Raw genomic sequence first — 15,832 nt, forward strand, 5'->3', positions numbered from 1 at the left:
GCCCCGAAAGGAGTTCGCGTGCACTCTACCGAGAGCCCGCCCAAGCAGTCGCAGGCCGCGGCCGCGGCGAATTGGGCCAAGGGCTACTGGCACGACCACCCGAGGCGGTCCGTCGAAACCTTCGGCAGACAGATCACCATGGGTATTTCGGCCATCGCGCAGATGTTCGGCGACATCTTCAGGGGCAAGTTCCCGTTCAACGAATTCATCAAACAGTGTGGATTCATGGCCAGCGTGTCGGCCGCGCCGACATTGATCGTCGCGATTCCGATCGGCGTCGTCGTCTCGGTCCAGGTCGGATCCCTTGTGGCGCAGGTCGGAGCGACATCCTTCATGGGAGCGGCGACCGGCCTCGGCATCATCAGGCAGGGCGCGCCGCTCGTGACGTCGTTGATGATCGCGGGCGCGGTCGGTTCGGCCATTTGCGCCGACCTCGGTTCGCGAACCATTCGTGAAGAAATCGACGCGATGAAGGTTATGGGTGTCGATCCGATGCGCCGCCTCGTCGCTCCCCGCCTCGCAGCAGCGATGCTGGTCAGCGTGTTGCTGTGTGGCTTCGTTGTTTTCGTCGGCTTCCTAACGACCTACCTGTTCAACATCTTCGCCCAGAGCGGTACGCCAGGCTCATTTATCGGGACGTTCGCGGCCTTCGCCAATGCCAACGACCTTCTTGTTGCGCTCTTCAAATCGGTGATATTCGGCCTGCTTGCGGCGATTATCGCGTGCGACCTCGGCTTGAACGCCAGAGGCGGTCCTGGCGGCGTCGCCAACTCGGTGAACGCCGCCGTCGTCCAGTCGGCCCTCATGTTGTTCGGAGTCAACGTTCTCGTGACCCAGATCTACGGCACCCTCTTCCCAGCAAAGATCGCATGATGTCAGTCAAGCCATCGACTTATGTGCCGCCCGCGCTGCGGCCGCTGTATGCGCTCAAAGGAATCTTCACCGGCTTCTCGGGCCTCATCTCCCGTGGTGGCCACATGGCCTTCTTCTTCGTTCGCGCAATGGCGTCGATCCCGTTGGCGCTGCGGCACTATCGCAAGGAAGTGTGGCGGCTGCTGTCCGATGTGACCTGGGGCAACGGGTCCATCGTGGTCGGCGGTGGAACGATCGGCGTCGTCATCATTCTCAGTGCTTTCGGCGGTATGACGATCGGGCTCGAGGCGTACACCAACCTCAACCTGCTCGGGCTCGGTCCGCTGACCGGCGCTATCTCCTCGTTCGCGAACACCCGCGAATTCGGTCCGCTGCTTGTGACGCTCGGCTTCGCCGCGCAGGCAGGCTGTCGCTTCACGGCGCAGCTCGGCTCGATGCGTATCGCCGAGGAGATCGACGCTCTCGAATCCGTCGCCATTCGCCCGTTGCCGTACTTGATCAGTACCCGCGTGTTTGCGGCGATGGTCGCGATCGTTCCGCTCTACGGCCTCGGGCTTGCGGCGGCGTACATCACGACGAAGCTGACCGTGCAGTTGATGGGTGGCGCCTCGGGTGGCACCTACATGCATTACTTCTACCAATTCCTCATCAGCACGGACATCATCTACTCGTTCATCAAGGTGATCGTGTTCGTCATGCTGGCGACGTTCATTCAGTGTTACTACGGCTTCTTCGCCTCCGGCGGTCCGGAAGGCGTCGGCGTTGCGGCCGGCCGCGCGATCAAGGTCACCATCGTGGTCGTCGTTATGGCCAACTTGCTTCTGACACTCGGCATTTGGGGAATCGACCCCGGCATCAGGCTCTCGGGTTAAGGGAATTGCATAGATGATTATCGATCCGAGCGGGCGTGGCCCGACCATGCGGCAGCTGTTCATTGCCGGCATCGCACTGATTGTCGTGGTCGTGCTCGCGACAACGCTGTTGATGCTTCGTTACTCGGGCTACTTCGACGACAAAGTCAAAGTTGTAGCCGAGCTGACGACCACCGGTGACGGCCTGCCCGCGAACGGCGACGTCAAGTACCGCGGCATTCTCGTCGGGAGCGTCGAGAGCGTCGAGGTCGCCGCGATGGGCACGATCCAGAAGGTCGATCTGGCAATGCGGCCGAAGCACATCGACGGGATCCCGTCGACTGTGACGGCACGTGTAGTGCCCGGCAACGTCTTCGGCGTCACGTCGATCGAGTTGGTCGACAACGGCGCGGCCCCGGAGCACCTGTCCTCGGACACGATCATCAAAGAAGACAAGAGCAAGGGCACGGTCGCGCTGCAGGACACGTTGACCACGATCCGCACGATCTTCACCAAGATCGATCCGCTGAAGCTCGGTCGCGTGCTCGGCTACATGGCGGAGGCCTTCGACGGCAGCGGCCGCGTGCCTGGCTCGACGGTCGAACGCCTCGACCGTTGGCTCACCTCGGTCGACGCCGCGTTCCCTGACCTCGGTGCCGATCTCGCCAACTTCAGCGCTGCGGCGAACGGTCTCAACCAGTCTGCGCCGGAGTTGCTCGATGTACTCGGTACGTCGGTGACGACGGCGAACACGATCGCCGAGAAGCGTGGCCAGCTGGTCAATCTCCTCGCCGGCGGTGCGGGAACAACGGACACCCTCAACGAGTTGTTCGCCCGAAACCCGAACGCGGGCAAGGACGTAGTTGCCGGATTGGCTCCGACGTTCGGCGCTCTCTCCTCGGACCCGGCGTCGATTCCCGCCGCGATCGCCAACCTGAACACGGGTCTTCGCGCTCTGGACGCGACCTTCCACTACGGTCCGTCGAATCAGATGGTCTGGAGCCTGGACGTCTCGTTCACACCGTTCCGCCCCTACACCCGCGCGGACTGCCCGCGATACGGCGACATGGCCGGACCGAGTTGCTTCACAGCACCCGAGGTATCCAACCCGAGCATCTTCGCCCCCGAAATGCTGCCGAAGCGACTTGATTCCGCAGGACCGGTCGGACTGCCTCTGCCCGTAGGTATCCCGGGTATTCCGGGCTTGCCGTCGATGCCCGACCTCCAGATCCCCGGCATCACCCCGGCTCCCGCTGCTGCTCCGCTACCCGGAGCGCCGGCAGCACCCGTCAATCCGTTCCAGGGCACACCGTTGGAGGGCTTGTTCCCACCGGCGACACCGGCCTCTGCGACGACATCCGGTGCGGTGCAGCCGATCGCGTACCGCGATGCGGGTGCGGTGCAAGCATTTGTCGGCAAGAAGCCAACCGCCTCTCAGCTCTTCCTTCTCGGAGGAGCATTTACAGGCGCCCAGATTCGGGCCGTCGAAGCATCTTCGGTGACCGACGGAGGTAACCGCTAGTGAGTATTCGTAAGCCGCTGATCGGCTTCAGCCTGTTTGCGATCGTGTCGATCTTGCTGACCTGGGTCATCTGGGAGACCCTGCAGCGCGCTGTCGACGGCGACACCAGGTCGTACTCGGCCACCTTCGGCGACGTCCTCGGGTTGCATCCCGGTGACGACGTTCGTATGGCCGGTGTGCGCGTCGGCAAGGTCGAAGACATCGAAATCGACAAAGACAACAACGCTCGGGTGAACTTCATCGTCGAGTCCGACCAGCAGGTCTTCTCGAACACCAAGGCGCTTGTTCGCTATCAGAATCTGATCGGACAGCGCTTCGTCTCGCTCACTCCTGGTGAGGGTCAAGCAGATCCTCTCGAAAGCGGTGGCGAGATCCCGATGTTCAGCGCACCGGGTGTGCGGCAGACCGAGGATTCGTTCGACGTCTCCGCATTGCTCGGCGGTTTCGAACCACTCTTCCAGGCGCTCGATCCTGCGCAGGTGAACAACCTGTCGGAGACGCTGATTCTCGCGCTGCAGGGTGACGGCGTTTCGTTGAGCTCGTTCATCACGCAGGCGGCCAGCCTTGCGAACGAGTTCCAGCAACGAGATGTCCTCCTTGGCGATGTGATCACCAACCTCAGCGGCGTCATGTCGGGTCTGGCGAATCGCAGCGGCTCGCTCGAAACGTTGCTTGCACAGACCCGTGCACTGATCGGCGGTCTGTATGCCCAGGGTGAGACGCTGAAGAACTCGACCGATCAGATCTCCGATGCCACGACATCACTCGTCGGTCTGGTTACTCAGATCCGACCTGCACTCGAGGCTGCGCAGTCGTCGACCAACGCAGCGTTCAACGTCTTCATCGCCAACGGCTCGAAGCTCGATCTCGCAGGTGTCGACGGCACCGAGGCCCTCACGGCCATCGCGCGGTTCACGAGTGACGGTGCTTACGCAAACGCTTACGTATGCACGCTCGACGTTTCACTGTGGGGCGTACTGCTCCCCCGTCCGATCTTCAAGGACGTCGGCGATCTGATCTTCGGGCAACAACATTCGGAGGTGTGCCGCTGATGGCCCGTATCCCACGTCCCAACTTCGCTGCCAACAAGTACTTCTGGCTCGGCATCCTCGGTTCACTCGTAGTCCTTGCGATCGTCCTTGGCTCAGGTGCGCTCAAGGTCATCGGCTTCGGTGAGAAGACGATCGACGTCGAGTTCGCGCAGGCCGCAGGCACGAAGGCAGACGACAAAGTTCGTGTTGCAGGCTTGGAGATCGGCAGAGTCAAGAGCCTCAAGCTCGAAGGCGATCACATCCTTGCGACCCTGCAGGTGAAGAACGACCTCGAATTCGGTCCGGATGCGCATGCGGCGATCAAGCAGGCATCCATCCTCGGTCAGACCTATATCGATCTGGATCCGGGCGACGGCAGCGGATTGCCGGACAACCGCATTCCGGTATCCAATACCCAGGTCCCCTTCAGCCTCGCGAAGGTTGTGCAGGACCCGAAGTACAAGTCCCAGTTCGAACGTCTGGAGAAGCTGGACACCGACAAGATCGCCGAGTCGCTCGCCGTGATGGGCGAGCAGCTCGGGGATTCGCCGCAGCTGACCGCGCAAGCGTTGGACAGCGTCGGTGTGTTGGCGAAGGTCATCGACAAGCGGCGCGACGAAGTCGATGCGATGTTGAAGAACCTCGGCGACGTATCCCGCGTTCTCGGCGACAACCGCAACAGCATCCTGCTTGTTGTTACCCAGGGCGCAGCGATCGGTCAGGCAATCATGGAACGGCAAGGCCTCGTTCAGCAGCTGCTCGACAACGTCGGTTCGTTGTCGGCTCAGCTGCAGGCGATCGGTGCAGGCAACGACGGCCAACTCGGCCAGCTCATCAGGGACCTCAACACGATGTCCGAGGGTCTCGAGAAGAACAACGACAACTTGGTTCGTTTGCTCGAGATCATGCCTGTGACAGTCAGGCAGTTCACGAACGTCACCGGTAACGGCAATTACGGTGACGTGAATCTGCCGTGGTTGTTCCCGGACAACTGGCTGTGCCGCGTCAGCGTTATCGAGGGGTGCCAGTAATGAGAATGCTGCAAATAGGCAAGCTTGCGATCGTGTGCGCCGTTGGCGTCGCGGCTGTCGGCTGCTCGTCGGTGGATCCCTTCGAAAGCAAGATCGAAGTGACCGCTGATTTCGAGAACATCGCAGGTATGTATCCGGGCAACGAGGTTTCCGTTCTCGGTTTGCCCGTCGGAACCGTCGAATCGGTCGAGCCGAAGGGCAGCTACGTCACCGTCACGATGTCCTACGACAGTGCGGTCAAGGTGCCGGCGGATGCGGTGGCAGCGCTGGTATCGCCTTCGCTGGTGACCAATCGGCACGTCGAGCTTGCGCCCGCGTACACCGACGGCCCGACGCTGGCGAACGGCGATCACATTCCGATGGATCGCACCCGCACCCCTGTCGAACTCGATCGCGTTCTCAAAACCGTCGACGAGCTCGCCGCGTCCTTGAAAAACCAGCCCGGCAGCACGGAAGGTCCGCTGTCCGGCGGCATTCTGATCCAGACGCTCGAGGGCAACGGTGACAAGATCCGTGACACCTTGGCGGCGCTGAACGGCGCATTGTCTCTCGGTGTCACCAACCGTGATGCCTTGTCCAACGCCATCATTCAGCTCAACGAGCTCACCCAGGTGATCGCGCAGAACGATCAGTCGGTGCGCGACTTCAGCGGCAGTATCACCAACGTCACTGGCCTGCTTGCCGAGCAGGCACCCGGCTTGCAGGCGGTGCTCGCACAGCTGAACGACTTCTTGGCGAACACGAGCGCGGTTCTCGCTGAGAACAAAGATCAGCTCGGCGGCGCGTTGACCAGACTCGGCTCGACGACCACCATGCTCAGGCAGAATGCCGATCGTCTGAAGGAAGTTGTCGACGTCACGCCGATGTTGATGCAGAACATCGACAACACAGTTGCTCAGACAGCCAACGGTGGCGCAATTCGACTACACGCGCTTATCGACAAGGGCCTACTCGACAACGAGTTGCTCAGCCTGTTCTGCGAACGAATTCAGATGCGATCCGACGGTTGCCGTACCGGCAAGCTCAAGGATTTCGGTCCGGACTTCGGCCTCACTGCGGCACTACTAGGAATGACGGGGCAGCCGTGATGACGATAGTGCGAAAGCGAAACCAGAAGAGAACCGTCGTCACCGCGTTCGCGGTGGTCGGCATGTTGACGACCGCCGGTTGTGGTTTGACCGTCGAAAAGCTGCCGCTGCCGAAGCCCGGTGTCGGTGGCGAAAGCTACATGTTGAATGCTCAGTTCACCAACGCACTCAACCTGCCCGACCAAGCGAAGGTGAAGGTCGGTGGCTCGGACGTGGGCGTTGTCACCGACATCACGACGTCGAACTTCGTCGCGAACATCGAGATGAAGATTCGCGACGATGTGAAGCTCCCTGAGGGGACGCGCGCTGAACTCCGGCAGGCCACGCCGCTCGGAGACGTTTTCGTGGCCCTCCAGATGGCACCCGACACCGGCGGTAAGACTCTCGGCAACGGTGACTCGATCAAGTTGGAGCAGACATCGACCGGAGCCTCGGTCGAGGAACTGCTGTTGTCGGTGTCGCTGCTCCTCAACGGCGGTGCCATCAACAAGATCTCTTCGATCGTCAACGAGCTCGACTCCGCGGTCGGCGGCAAGGGCCCCGTCCTGTCGCATCTGATCGTCGAGATGACCAACGTCGTCGGCAGCTTGAATGCGAATACCGATCGGGTCGACAGCGTACTGCGCGAATTCGACGAGACCCTGGCGACGCTGAATCAGCGCAAGGCTGAGTTGGGCGACGTTGCTGCAGCGCTGCCCGCGATGATCAGCACGTTGGCCGAAAACAATCAGGCGATCGGTGATTTGCTGCAGAAGGTGTCGGTCACGACTGCCGCGCTCGGCGATTTCTCGAACACAACCGGTACCCAGATGCGTGACCTGCTGGACAGCACCGACAAGCTGATGAACGGGCTGGCCGAAACGCGCGACACGCTCGGTCCCGCAATGGACGCGCTGCACTCGATCACGCCGAAAGTCGCGGCCACCGCTCAGGGAAGCACTCTCGCCGTTGCTGCGACGGTTCAGTACCTCAGCATCGCCGCACTGTGGGGTGATCCGACGGGCAGTCGCCTGCCGGACGGCTCCGATCTGAACGCTCTCGCAGGCAGCTTCATCGAGGTTCTGCAGAAGGTCTACCAGCGCCTGAACGGAGGGACCCGATGAACCGCGCGAAGGGTTTACTGAAAAACAAGGTGGTGCTGTCCAACATCGGGCTCACGATCATGCTGATCGTCGGAATCACCTACCTCACCGTCGGCGTCGCTCGAATCAACCCGTTGAGGGACACCTATACGGTCACCGTGAACATGGACCGGTCGGGCGGTCTGCAGCCGAACAGCGATGTCACCTATCGCGGCTTCCGGGTCGGCAAGGTGACGGACGTTCGGTTGACCGAAAAGGGCGTCGTCGCCGATGCTCAGATCGAGGGTGCCTACGACATCCCGATGGGCGGCGAAGTACAGGTTGCAGCCCTCTCGGCGGCAGGCGAGCAGTACATCGACTTCCGCCCCGATTCCGACGAGGGTCCGTATCTGGAAGACGGCTCGGTCATCGAGTCGGAGAACGTGAAGACTCCGGTGCCGATCACCCAGGTGCTCGAAAACGCGAGCGACATGGTCAGTTCGATCCCACCGGATCGTTTTGCAACGATTCTCGACGAACTGGACAAAGCACTCGGTGGCGGACCCGACAACCTGCGTGGCGCAATCAACGGCATCAGCGTTGTTGCTGCGGGTCTCGACCAGTTGCTTCCGCAGACGACCGGCTTGTTGTCGAACCTGCGGGTAATTGCATCGACCACGTCGGAAATTCAGCCCGACCTGCAGATCTTGACCAACAACACCGGTGTGCTGTTCGACCAGGTCGTGGCGGCTGACGGAGAGCTTCGCGAATTCCTCGACCTCGGCCCTGGCGAGATCTCGACGCTCGGCGGAGTCGTCGCGGAGACGGCTGATCCGATGACGAACCTGCTGCAGAACTTCGTCACCATCGCACGCGCAGGCCAGTTGCGGGCACCGGCACTCGCAGCACTGTTCCCCGGTCTGCGCGACGGCACAGCCGCACTGGCAGTGCCTGCATACAACGGCGAATTCCACACGGTGCTCGATATCTGGCCGCGTTCGACCTGCGAGTACGACACTGTGCCTGTCTCGCCCGCGAAGGTAGGCGACGGCCGTGTGAGGCTGTGGAACTACTGCGAAACGACGCGTCCAGAGCTCCAGATTCGTGGCGCCGCGAATGCTCCTCGCCCGATCGAGCCCAACAATGGTTCGAGTATTCCGCCGAACGTCGACCCGAACCAGCTGTCCACTCTGTTACCCGGTCGGTGACAGACGCGGCCCCGGCGGGCATACTCGCTGGGGCGCACGGCCCGCGATTGCGGGCGCACCAGCGATTCGGCGATCACCGCTGAGAAAGTTTGAGATTTACTGATGCCCCCTGCGAACGAACCGTCCGAAGTCGACCTGAACAAGGAGGACGGTCCGCAGCAGTCGGCCGATGCCGTGCTCGACGACGACGCAGCAGCTGAGCACGCCGAGTCGGACGAGACCGAGGTCGCGTACGAAGAGGAAGCTTCCGAAGAGGACGACGTCGACGGCGAAGAAGGCGATGACGATACGACCCAAGCGGGAAGCAACCTGCTCAAGCTCGGCGCGCTGATCGGGGCGGCCCTGCTGATCGCGGTCACTGCAGTCGCGGCGTTTTTCATCTACAAGTACAACGACAAGAGCGGCGAGCTGGACGACCAGGTCGCGAGCACGATCGCCCAATCCCAGGCCAAGGACGCGGCCTGCGAGTACGTCAATGTGCTTGTCAACTACGACTTCTCGACGATCGACGACTGGATCAAGAAGGTCTCCGATGGTGCGAGTGGGCAGTGGAAGAAGGAATTCGACGCGTCCGCGCCTGCGCTGAAAGAGGCCTTTGCTGCAGATCAGGTCAAGGGGCAGGGCGACAATCCCGAATGTGGCGTGAAGTCTGGCAATGCCACGAACGCACAGGTTGTGATCGTCGTGGCGCAGAACATCGCGACCGCAAAGTCCGAAGGCAAGTTCCTGCCCGGACCGACGATTTCGGTTGTCATGGACATGGAGAAGACGGACGGCCGATGGTTGGCGACGACCTTCAACGCGCCGTTCCTCGGGGGTCAATGACGGTTCGCCCACCCCGCGAACTTCTACGAAAGGCTCCAACTTAGATGACCGACGAACCGAAGTCGGAAGACGTCGAACCCGAGGGTTCGAAGGCACCTGATGCCAAGTCAGAAGCCGCAAAGCCCGAAGCCGCAAATACTGAAGCCGCAAAGCCGGTCGAGGTGACGAAGACCCCCGCTACGACGCCGGCGAAGAAGGCCGCGCCGGCAGCGAAGGCAGCAGCAACGGCGAAAGCGACAGCTGCCAAGTCGACTGCAACGAAGGCGACATCAACGAAGGCGACTGCAACAAAGGCGACTTCGACCAAAGCCGCAGCGGCGAAGCCGAAGCCGGCCAAATCCGGTTCCGGATTTCTCTCGGACAAGAAGCTCGTCGCCGTCGCCGCGCTTGCTGCGGTAGCTCTCATCGCTGCCGTCGTGTTCGGTGCTCTCCTCTGGAACAACCAGCGCAACGTCACCGCACGCGACGAGGCCAAGGATGCAGCGTGCGCGTACGCCAAAGTTGTCCTCGACATCGACTACGACAACTTCGATCAATACGTGACCGACGTGCTCGCCGGTGCTACTGGCGATTGGAAAGAACAGTTCCAGCAGGACACTGCGACGTACAAGGACGTCTTCACGAAGGCGCAGATCGTGTCGAAGGCAGAGACGGTCGATTGCGGTGTGAAGTCGGGTGACACGGAGAAAGCGTCGGTCGTCGTCGCGATCGGCCGCTCGATCACGGGCGTCCTCACTCAGGGGCAGCCGCAACCGAGTCAGGTTGCCATGGTGATGGACCTCGAGAAGATCGGTGACAGCTGGATCGCCAGCAACATCGATGCGCCGCTGTTCGGACCCGAGTCGTCGGACACGCCGGCACCCGGAGATCCCGGTCAGCAGCCTGCGCCAGCGCCAGCGCCGGCACCAGTGCCAGCACCGGCTGAGCAGCCCGCGCCAGCTCCGGCACCGGAGCCCGCGCCGTAAGACCTAGAACAACGTCATAGCTTCGGAAGCCGGAGTTGGAGCCACCCGTGGTTTCGGCTTCGGCTTCGTTGTCGTCTCGGCTAGTGCGGCTGATGCTGCCGCCTCGCGCGCTGCTTCACCTGCCAAAGCATCGGCTTGTTCGTTGTAGTAGTTGCCGACGTGTCCGCGCACCCAGCGGAAGCGGACTGGACCGGAGCGAGTCGAGATTGCCTTGTCGAGCGATTGGATGATGTCGAGATTCTTCACCGGTGCGCCGGCAGATGTCCGCCAGTTCTTGCGCTTCCAGCCGGGGAGCCATTCCGAGGCGCACTTGATCGCGTACTGCGAGTCGCTCTCGATCAGCAGCGGCTCTTCGCCGGGATGAGAAGTAATCGCTTCCAGCACGGCGAGCAGTTCTGCGATCTGATTCGTCCCGACTGCGCCCCCGCCGCTTGCGCTTGGCCCACTGTGGTCGACCCACGCCCAGCCGATCGGTCCGCCAGGGTTACGTAGGCAGGAGCCGTCTGTGCTGACGATGATCATGGCGCCGAGTCTATTTCGTCCCGCCGACAATGTCGGTAGGCGACACCTACTATCCGATGCCCGCAATAGCGGCGGGTGGTTGTGGGCGTACGGCTGGAATCAACAGTCCAAGGACGGCACCGGCCAGTCCAACTCATCCCCCGCGAGGAAGGCCACCTGCCTAGGTTGTTCGGTCGCCGCTACGGGAGCTTCGCGGCTAGTCTTCGAGCACTGGTCGGAGGTGATTTTGGATAGTCACTTGGTGATGGAACTGATAACCGTGCCGTTGTTCACGGGCGTCATCGGCTACATCACGAACTGGACGGGTGTGTTGATGCTGTTCACCCCGTTGGAGTTCCATGGTTTCCGAATGCCTGGGCTGAAGTTCGCGTTTCCGTACTTTCCGCGACGGATCCAGGTGCTGCCGATCTACAAGGACGGCGAGCGGCTCGGCTGGCAGGGCATGGTGCCGTCACGCGCTGAGAAGATGGCGAGCCTGGCGATAGATCGCAGTCTTGCGAAGGTCGGCAATATCTCCGACTTCTATCAGCAGCTCGACCCTGACAAGATCGCCGATCATTTCCTGACCGTGGCGCGACCGGTGATCCCGGCTCTGGTCGACCGGGTCATGGAGAAGGAGAACCCCTTCCTCTGGCGAACCCTGCCGGAGTTCGCAAAGGACTTCGTCTATCGGAAGGTCGACGAGGACCTGCCGAAGAACGCGGGCAAGATCAACGAGGAGTTCGTCGCCCATCTCGACGACCTGATCGATGCCAAGTCGATGGCCATACGATTTCTCGTCGAGCATCCGAAGTTGCTGAACGACGTGTTCCGAGAGTTCGGGGCGAAAGAGCTGAAGTTCATGCAGAACTTCGGTTTCTACTTCGGCTACCCGATGGGCTTCACACTTGTTGCGCTGCTGCAGGTGTTGCCCTACTGGTGGGTGCTCCCCATCGGCGGCATGGTGCTCGGCTGGGTGGTGAACTACCTGGGCATCACGATCATCTTCGAGCCGATCCAGCGGACCAAATGGGTGCCGTGGCAGCAGGGTCTGATGTTGAAACGGCGACCGGAAGTAATCACCGGGTACGCCAAGATCCTGTCCGAGCACGTGGTGACGATGGACAACATCGTGGACGAACTACTCAACGGTCCACGGTCGGACCGCACGATGTTGATGCTCGACAAGATCATCTCCGAGACGATCGACGACTCGGTCGGTCGCGGAATGACGATCGTGAAAACCGTGGTCGGACCGCAGCACTACGAACGCTTGAAGTCCGACGTCGTGCCGATTGCGCTCGAATTTTTTCCCGACCTGGCCCAGGACAGCGAGTTCATCGACGAACAGAAAGGTCGCATAGCAACTTTCGTCGAGGTCCAGATGAGCAAGCTCAGCCTCGAAGACTTTCAGTCTGTGTTGCGTGGTGCCGTCAAACAGGACGAATGGCTGCTCTTCGTGCACGGCGGGATTCTAGGCGGTCTAGCCGGCTGTCTGCATCTGGCGATCTTCGGCGTCTGACCTTGTTGGCGTTGTCACGCCAGTGCCTGCACCGCTTCGGCATAGTTGAGCAACGTTCGCAGACCGTCGGTCACCAACCGTGCGGAGATGGAGGGGTCCATCGCTCGCTGAATGCCGAGTCCGATCCCGAGGCTGAGCAGGCTGCTTGCCGCGTCCTCGACCGGCATCGGCAGCGTCACGCCTATCGACGCGGTTGTCGACTCCAACAGGGCCACAACCATTCCCCGCACGATGCCGAGCGCGGAAACCAGCGCCGCCCGCAGTTCTTCGTCGTCGCGCGCGGTGACGAAAAGTTCGAATTCGAGCATCGTCCAGCCGACGTCACCGAGTGTCTTTTCTGCCCAGGCCTGAAATTGGTCGAGGCGATCCTCGATGCTGCCCGGTGCCGATAGCAGTTCGGCCACCTCGGCGAACTTGCTGGTGTGGATGAGGTCGAGTACTTCGAGACTGAGTTCCTTCTTGCTTTTGAAGTTCGAGTAGACGGCGCCTTTGGAAAAGCCCGCGCTCTCGGCAACACGTTCGAGCGAGGTCTGCGCGTAGCCGTCGGCCAGAAAGAGATCTCTGGCGGTCGATATCAGGACTGCACGTGTCTTGGCTTGACTCTCTGCCCTGGTCAGACGGGTCATGCGCGCTCCTGAGCTGAGGTCGGTATCGGTGTACCAAGGGTATCCCAAGGCGGCTTCGCCACTCGTGAGTCTTTTCGGAGGGCCCAACCGCCAAAAAGACGCACGAGCGAGGAAGCCGCCTCAGAAAATTCATCTGTTCAATTGAACAGATGAACGGAGTAATGTCCTGATGATGGAGACGACCATTGCGATGCATATGAGCGACGGAATCGTCGATGCACCAACATCATTGCTGTTTGCAGTGATCGCGATTGCCGGTCTCGCCTACGCATCGTTGCGCGCCCGTGCGGAACTCGACGAGAGAGCGGCACCCATGGCCGGCCTCGTCGCAGCGTTCATCTTTGCGGTCCAGATGGTCAACTTCCCGATCCTGCCCGGGGTGAGCGGGCACCTGCTCGGTGGCGCGCTCGCTGCCATCCTCGTCGGCCCCTACGTCGGCGCGTTGTGTGTCGCGATTGTCCTTGTCGTGCAGGCGTTGCTCTTCGCCGACGGCGGGCTGACGGCACTCGGCACGAACATCACGAATATGGCACTGATCGGAGTCGCTGCCGGTTACCTGCTTGCGCGTCTGCTGCTCAAACTCCTGGCCTCGCGCGGCGAGGCGGGGATAGCTGTCGTGGCCTTTCTCGCTGCGCTCGGCGGCACGGTGACGGCTGCCATGGGATTCGTCCTCGAATACGCAATGGGCGGTGCATCGGGGTCGTCCTTGGGTGAGGTCACCGGGTACATGCTGATCACCCACGTACTCATCGGTGTCGGCGAGGGCCTCATCACGGCAGTGACAGTGACCGCGGTGGTCAAGGCCCGTCCGGACCTCGTCTACCTGTTGCGGGCCACCGATCACAGTCGCACGGCCCTGCAGGATGATTCGACTGAACAGGAAGCGACGGGTCCCTCCAACAAGACCACCTTCCTGGTCGCATTCGCGGCATCCGCATTTGTCATCGCCGGGCTCGTCTCCTACGTGGCGAGCTCGCAACCGGACGGCCTCGACGCGACAACCCAGCGCGGCTGCACGGTGACGGAGGTCGACGGTGCCGAGCAATTGACCGGCGAGTGCATCGCTCAGTCCGCGAAGGAACACCACTTCGCCGACACTCCGCTGGCCGACTACACGATCGGCGGCAACTCCACGCTGACCGGTGTTGCCGGAATCCTCGGTGTGGCAGCAGCATTCGCTGCGCTTATGGTTGTCGTACGCATTGTTCTTGTCGGACGAAAGCACACCGACAGGACCAGCGTCTCCTCGTGAGCGCGACGCATTCGCTCCACCTGCCAGGGCACTCTCGGATACATCGAGCGCCCGCTGAAACGAAGATCGTTGCGGCTTTCGTGGCCGTGTCCGCGGTGGTCGCAACGCCACGCGAGATGTTCTGGCCGTTCGGTGTGTACGCGCTACTCGTCCTGGTGGTGTGGCGGGTCGCAGAGATACCGCTACGTTGGATCGCACCCAGACTGTTGATCGAGCTACCGTTCGTGGTTCTTGCTGTGCTGCTGCCGTTCGCCGAAGGTGGACCCCGGACTGACTTTCTCGGGATGTCACTGTCGAACCAGGGCCTGGTCGCCGCATGGGGCATCCTCGTCAAAGGAACACTCGGCGTTGCTGTTTCACTAACCCTCGCCGCGACGACGAGTGTGCGAGATCTACCCGGCGGACTGACCCGGCTACGTGTTCCCGGGCTGATCGTCACCATCGTCGTGCTGATGCTGCGCTATGTCGACGTACTGGTCGGCGAGGCGATGCGGATGAAGGTCGCACGAGTGTCTCGCGGCGACGATCCGCGTACGTTGCGCCAGGCCGGCGCAACGGCACGTGGGGCAGGAGCATTGTTTCTACGTGCCTACGAGCGCGGCGAACGTGTGCATGTGGCGATGCTGTCGCGTGGATTCACCGGCGCTACACCGGATTACGGATCCCCGATTGCCACGACCCGATCGTGGCTCGGCGCGATGGTGCCCGCGGTGGGCGCTGTACTGGTCTGCATGCTCGCGTGGTGGTTGCGATGATCGAAACCGATGTGACAGTTGCTGTTCGGGTGACGGACCTGTCCTACTCCTATCCCGACGGCACAGTGGCGCTGCACGAGGTGAACCTCGCCGTCTCGGCGGGCGAACGCATCGCGGTACTAGGCCCGAACGGTGCAGGCAAGTCGACGCTGATGTTGCAGCTCAACGGAGTACTCACTGCGAGCGCAGGGTCGGTGCGGATCGGTGACACCATCCTCGACGGCAAGACGGTTCGCCGGATAAGGCAGCGAGTCGGCCTCGTCTTCCAGGATCCCGACGACCAACTGTTCATGCCGACAGTCGCGCAAGACGTCGCGTTCGGGCCTGCCAACTTCGGTGTGAAAGGCGCGGCACTCGACGAGCGGGTCCGCGAGGCCCTGGCCGCCGTCGAACTGACTCATCTTGCCGATCGTTCTCCGGCGCGGCTTTCGGTCGGCGAACGCCGGCGCGCGGCGCTGGCGACAACGCTCGCCTGTCGCCCTGACGTCCTTGTCCTCGACGAACCTGCAGCGAACCTCGATCCCGTCGCCCGTCGCGAACTGGCCGCTGTACTTCTGGGCCTGCAGACGACGATTCTGATGGTGACACACGATCTCCCCTACGCCGAGAAGATCTGCGAGCGCGCGGTGATCCTGGATTCCGGCCGTATCGTCGCCGACGGTCCGATTGCGGATATCCTCACCGATCGCGAACTGCTCGAGCGCCATCGGCTAGCTTGACG

Annotated in this window: 16 protein-coding genes and 1 pseudogene; 15 read left to right on the forward strand and 2 right to left on the reverse strand. The window is 61.8% G+C overall.

The genetic code is table 11. From position 1 onward, the window contains the following. Nucleotides 1-18 precede the first annotated feature (18 nt). From JGU71_RS27400 to JGU71_RS27445, 10 genes are all read left to right on the forward strand, one after another. Complete coding sequence (locus JGU71_RS27400) at nt 19-873, forward strand: MlaE family ABC transporter permease (protein ID WP_199708283.1); 855 nt, start codon at nt 19-21, stop codon at nt 871-873. Continuing rightward, on the forward strand, nt 873-1,745 hold the full coding sequence (locus JGU71_RS27405; protein ID WP_199708284.1) for an ABC transporter permease: 873 nt from the start codon (nt 873-875) through the stop codon (nt 1,743-1,745). The genes JGU71_RS27400 and JGU71_RS27405 overlap by 1 nt, the downstream gene beginning before the upstream one ends. 13 nt (nt 1,746-1,758) lie before the next feature. Further along, nucleotides 1,759-3,246: an MCE family protein gene (locus JGU71_RS27410; RefSeq protein WP_199708286.1), complete on the forward strand. Its 1,488-nt coding sequence runs from the start codon at nt 1,759-1,761 to the stop codon at nt 3,244-3,246. Beyond that, nucleotides 3,246-4,298: an MCE family protein gene (locus tag JGU71_RS27415; protein ID WP_199708287.1), complete on the forward strand. Its 1,053-nt coding sequence runs from the start codon at nt 3,246-3,248 to the stop codon at nt 4,296-4,298. Before JGU71_RS27410 ends, JGU71_RS27415 begins: the two co-directional genes overlap by 1 nt. Continuing rightward, nucleotides 4,298-5,308: an MCE family protein gene (locus JGU71_RS27420; RefSeq protein ID WP_199708288.1), complete on the forward strand. Its 1,011-nt coding sequence runs from the start codon at nt 4,298-4,300 to the stop codon at nt 5,306-5,308. The genes JGU71_RS27415 and JGU71_RS27420 overlap by 1 nt, the downstream gene beginning before the upstream one ends. Beyond that, nucleotides 5,308-6,396, forward strand: coding sequence for an MCE family protein (locus JGU71_RS27425; RefSeq protein WP_199708289.1), 1,089 nt, complete (start codon nt 5,308-5,310; stop codon nt 6,394-6,396). The genes JGU71_RS27420 and JGU71_RS27425 overlap by 1 nt, the downstream gene beginning before the upstream one ends. Next, a complete protein-coding gene (locus JGU71_RS27430) occupies nt 6,396-7,499 on the forward strand; it encodes an MlaD family protein (RefSeq protein ID WP_199708290.1) in 1,104 nt (367 codons plus the stop codon). The genes JGU71_RS27425 and JGU71_RS27430 overlap by 1 nt, the downstream gene beginning before the upstream one ends. Beyond that, nucleotides 7,496-8,665: an MlaD family protein gene (locus JGU71_RS27435; protein WP_199708291.1), complete on the forward strand. Its 1,170-nt coding sequence runs from the start codon at nt 7,496-7,498 to the stop codon at nt 8,663-8,665. Before JGU71_RS27430 ends, JGU71_RS27435 begins: the two co-directional genes overlap by 4 nt. Before the next feature lie 102 nt (nt 8,666-8,767). Continuing rightward, nucleotides 8,768-9,490, forward strand: a complete 723-nt coding sequence (locus JGU71_RS27440; RefSeq protein WP_199708292.1) for a hypothetical protein — start codon at nt 8,768-8,770, stop codon at nt 9,488-9,490. 44 nt (nt 9,491-9,534) lie between these two features. Further along, entirely contained in the window at nt 9,535-10,455 is a 921-nt protein-coding gene (locus tag JGU71_RS27445) for an Rv1363c family protein (RefSeq protein ID WP_199708294.1), read from the forward strand. Nucleotides 10,456-10,458: 3 nt separating this feature from the next. Here JGU71_RS27445 and JGU71_RS27450 read toward each other — a convergent pair whose 3' ends face one another. After that, the gene (locus JGU71_RS27450; protein WP_199708295.1) at nt 10,459-10,977 is read right to left on the reverse strand and encodes a ribonuclease H family protein; all 519 of its coding nucleotides are present in this window, start codon (nt 10,975-10,977) and stop codon (nt 10,459-10,461) included. A gap of 244 nt (nt 10,978-11,221) precedes the next feature. Between JGU71_RS27450 and JGU71_RS27455 the strand changes: the two genes are divergently transcribed. Continuing rightward, nucleotides 11,222-12,478, forward strand: coding sequence for a DUF445 domain-containing protein (locus tag JGU71_RS27455; protein ID WP_233530200.1), 1,257 nt, complete (start codon nt 11,222-11,224; stop codon nt 12,476-12,478). Between the two features lie 14 nt (nt 12,479-12,492). Here the strand turns inward: JGU71_RS27455 and JGU71_RS27460 are convergent, their stop codons facing one another. After that, entirely contained in the window at nt 12,493-13,104 is a 612-nt protein-coding gene (locus tag JGU71_RS27460; RefSeq protein WP_199708297.1) for a TetR/AcrR family transcriptional regulator, read from the reverse strand. Nucleotides 13,105-13,273: 169 nt separating this feature from the next. On the opposite strand from JGU71_RS27460, the pseudogene JGU71_RS27465 reads away from it, so the two are divergent. The 4 genes and pseudogenes from JGU71_RS27465 to JGU71_RS27480 form a co-directional block, all read left to right on the forward strand. Beyond that, nucleotides 13,274-13,954 (forward strand): annotated as a pseudogene (locus tag JGU71_RS27465) (energy-coupling factor ABC transporter permease); the annotation flags it as partial. After that, complete coding sequence (locus tag JGU71_RS27470) at nt 13,931-14,356, forward strand: PDGLE domain-containing protein (RefSeq protein WP_233530201.1); 426 nt, start codon at nt 13,931-13,933, stop codon at nt 14,354-14,356. The pseudogene JGU71_RS27465 and the gene JGU71_RS27470, both read left to right, overlap by 24 nt. Next, nucleotides 14,353-15,111, forward strand: a complete 759-nt coding sequence (gene cbiQ, locus JGU71_RS27475) for a cobalt ECF transporter T component CbiQ (RefSeq protein ID WP_199708298.1) — start codon at nt 14,353-14,355, stop codon at nt 15,109-15,111. Before JGU71_RS27470 ends, cbiQ begins: the two co-directional genes overlap by 4 nt. Next, complete coding sequence (locus tag JGU71_RS27480) at nt 15,108-15,830, forward strand: energy-coupling factor ABC transporter ATP-binding protein (RefSeq protein WP_199708299.1); 723 nt, start codon at nt 15,108-15,110, stop codon at nt 15,828-15,830. The genes cbiQ and JGU71_RS27480 overlap by 4 nt, the downstream gene beginning before the upstream one ends. Nucleotides 15,831-15,832 lie beyond the last annotated feature (2 nt).

Source organism: Antrihabitans stalagmiti (assembly GCF_016482825.1).
In the GTDB taxonomy this organism is placed as follows: Bacteria; Actinomycetota; Actinomycetes; order Mycobacteriales; family Mycobacteriaceae; genus Antrihabitans; species Antrihabitans stalagmiti.